Genomic DNA, 2929 nt, shown 5'->3' with positions numbered 1-2929 from the left:
ACTGATAACTGAGGGAGTTGTCGCTGCAACGTCGCCGGTCTTCGGCGGGAAGACCACGGGATAGAGTGGCGACGTCGCATAGATATAGGGGTCGCCACCCGCGCACGTCGCATCGGGATCGCGGCTTTGCCCGGATACCAGCACTCGCCATCCCAGCCCTCACGGATCTTGCGGATCTTGTGGCTGGCCTTCTGCGGGTACGGGTTCATAGCCCCGTACTTGCCGGCGAAAGCCAGCGTTGCGAACCCGCGCCACGCCGGCTGCTGCGGTCCGAAGATGCTCGCCAGGCGGCTGTTTGGCTGCTGCGTGGCTTCGCCGAACATCAGGTCGACCGAGCCGACGATGCCGCCCTGATCTTTCTCGCCGCCCCACAGGTTCGGCGCATTGATGTGGATCGTCTGGCTTTGCGTGGCCTCACCGCGCCATGCGGTCTTATCGCCGCCCCGAAATTCCAGGTACGCATCGATCGGGCCAATTCCGAGGCCGCTGTGGAAAGCCACCTCGTACCAGTACCCAACGGTGGCGCTCTTGCTCTTACCGCCCATCGGCGGCCTCGCATTCGCGTGCCCACGCGACCAGTGCCAGGGCCAGACCATCGCCGGTGGCTTCCAGCTTCGATGCCGGGATGCCTTCGCGAGCGAAAGCCTGGTAATCCAGCCCGTGCGACTTGAAGAAGGCACGCGCACCAGCAGCGCAGAACCCCGGCTTGCGGCCAAAGCCGGGAATGCTGCGCAGATGGGCGGTGGTGACGCTCAGTTCGGCCATCACTTCTTCCCGCCCTTTGACTTGATCGGTACAGTTCCCGTTACCTTCCAGGCGAGGATGAATTCATCTTCCACCCATACGGTGCCGAAGTGGTGCTTCACGCTTTGCCCGTCCTCCACGGTCGGCGCTTCGCCAGCCAGCGGCTTGGGCGTTTCTGGCTTGGGCCGCATGGCGTAGGAAATCGCCGCCACAACGACCATGACGATCAGGTTGATGACCCACAACGGCCAGATCGCCTCAATTGGCTTGGCCGGCGCCGCCGGTATCAGTGCCATAACTGCCAGCCGGACAAACTGAATCACGCTCGCCAGAACCGAGAACGCGAACACGTACTTCTGCGCTGCCTCGCCCGACGGCGTATCCAGCCACCAGTGGCGCAGCCGCCAGATCATCACCGCGACCTTCTTGCGAAGCGGGTGGACTGCAGGCATCAGCCCCATGACATGCTCACTCCATCGACGGGGTTCTTGACCGGCTTGAACAAGCTGCCGCCGTAGTTGTCGGTGTTGCCACGCGCGGCGCAGGCCTGCCACGTACGCGGGCAGGTCGGCAGGGCGATCACGGCATCGCCCGTGGCGGGGTTCGGGCCGCCGGGCACGAGCACCAGCTGCGTGCTTCCTTGCTCATGCGCGGCAACTTCCCGCCGCATAAGCAAGCCGTTTGCGGCAGTCCAGCTGAGGAAGCCACCGGCCAGCGTAAACGCGGAATCCGCAAAGGCCGGTGCCGACACCCACTGGCTGGACGCTGCTGACAGCTCGCCGCTCACCTGCAGAACGGCGCGATCCAGATTGCAGCCGCGCAGGCCGGTGGAGTACGGCGTCTTACCGCAAGTCCGCTGCCAGCACGACCCCTGACCGCGCGCGCGGTTGATGCCATTGCCTGGCTCGCAGGTCAGTTCAATTTCTGCATCACCGAACTTGGGCTGGATGACCACCCCGATCCATTCAACCTTCGGGACGCCCCCTGTGCCGGCATCGAACTCCATGCACACCACGCCGATCGCGTCGTGCGGGGCGTAGGGATACCAGTTGTCACCCAGCGACTCGGTGACCGGGTATTCCGCAGCGTCTGGATCCAGCAGATACGCGAACTTGATGCTCAGCTTGTCCTTGGCACGCTCGATCGTCTGCTTGATCGCACTGCGCTCAATCTGCGCTGACAGGTAGACCTTGCCATCAACCTCGATGTCGCGATCGGCCGTGCAATACCGCCATACCAGGTGCTGGCGAGTGAACACAAACAGGTGGACCGGCTTGCGACCGAAACGCTCATGCAGCATCACACACCTCAATGCTCATGCGGCACCGCCTGAAAACTCAGTGCAACCTCGGCAACGTCGTGGCGCCACCAATTGATGCGCACCACGTCAGCAGACTGGGTGCACAGCGCCATCCACGAAATCTGCCGCACATCCGCCGGAGAGACCGGCACACCCAGCGCTGCATCAAGCGCGAGGCGCTCGGCGCCCGCATTGGGGCTGGAAACTGCAGTCACACGGCGATAGAGAACGGATCCATCTTGCAGGGCGATACGCAGGTCACGCCGCCCCGGTGGGCGCGGACCGATGCCAAGACCAGCCCACTGCACGTCCACCGTGGTCGCGGTAGCGCCCGCGCTTCCAGACAGCACAAGGTCCTGGGCCTGTGTGTGCACCCAGACCGGCATAGCGCGGCCTGCCAGCGCCCACAGTAATCCAAGCAGCTGCATCACTTCAGCGCCATTGGCCGCGGTGCAATGCCGCCGGATGACCGGCCGCGACTGGCCGAGCAGGTCCGAAACTACCGGCTTTGCCGTGCCGTAATCCACGCCCTGCAACTCACGCTGCGGCTGCCAATCTGGATCGGTGGACCAATCCACCGGCAGCTCCAGCACCGGCCAGTTCCGGTAGAGCGCTGCACCAGCATCGGCGGTGATCGGCAGCGGATCCTCCAGATCGAACTCCACCCGCCACGGCGCCGCATCACCGGTAAAGCGCGCAATCACTGGCGCACCACCAAGCCGCCCAGCGAACACCGGCAATACCCGTGTGCCAGCACCGTGCGGGGAGATAGTCGGCGCGGACAGCACCACCCCGGCAGGCAGAACGTCACCCACGCCCACCGCCTCGGCCGTGCGCGGGTCATCGGATACCAGCGCCGCCTGCGCCCCGGTACGGATGAACGTG

4 protein-coding genes and 1 pseudogene are annotated in these 2929 nt (G+C 64.6%); all 5 read right to left on the bottom strand.

Features of this window, described 5'->3' with window-relative positions:
* A pseudogene (locus JCM9942_RS13235) lies at positions 1-545 on the bottom strand (hypothetical protein); the annotation flags it as partial.
* Positions 535-765 carry a hypothetical protein gene (locus tag JCM9942_RS13230; RefSeq protein ID WP_054660243.1) on the bottom strand — a complete coding sequence of 77 codons (231 nt, stop codon included), beginning with the start codon at positions 763-765 and terminating at the stop codon, positions 535-537. The pseudogene JCM9942_RS13235 and the gene JCM9942_RS13230, both read right to left, overlap by 11 nt.
* The gene (locus tag JCM9942_RS13225; protein ID WP_241772683.1) at positions 765-1205 is read right to left on the bottom strand and encodes a hypothetical protein; all 441 of its coding nucleotides are present in this window, start codon (positions 1203-1205) and stop codon (positions 765-767) included. Before JCM9942_RS13225 ends, JCM9942_RS13230 begins: the two co-directional genes overlap by 1 nt.
* A complete protein-coding gene (locus JCM9942_RS13220; protein ID WP_054660241.1) occupies positions 1196-2044 on the bottom strand; it encodes a phage BR0599 family protein in 849 nt (282 codons plus the stop codon). Before JCM9942_RS13220 ends, JCM9942_RS13225 begins: the two co-directional genes overlap by 10 nt.
* 8 nt (positions 2045-2052) lie before the next feature.
* The coding region (locus JCM9942_RS13215) for a hypothetical protein (protein ID WP_218185493.1) at positions 2053-2929 on the bottom strand (877 nt) is incomplete at its 5' end.

Source organism: Stenotrophomonas pictorum JCM 9942, assembly GCF_001310775.1.
Taxonomy (GTDB): Bacteria; Pseudomonadota; Gammaproteobacteria; order Xanthomonadales; family Xanthomonadaceae; genus Stenotrophomonas; species Stenotrophomonas pictorum.
This window is presented reverse-complemented; position numbering and strand designations above follow the sequence as displayed.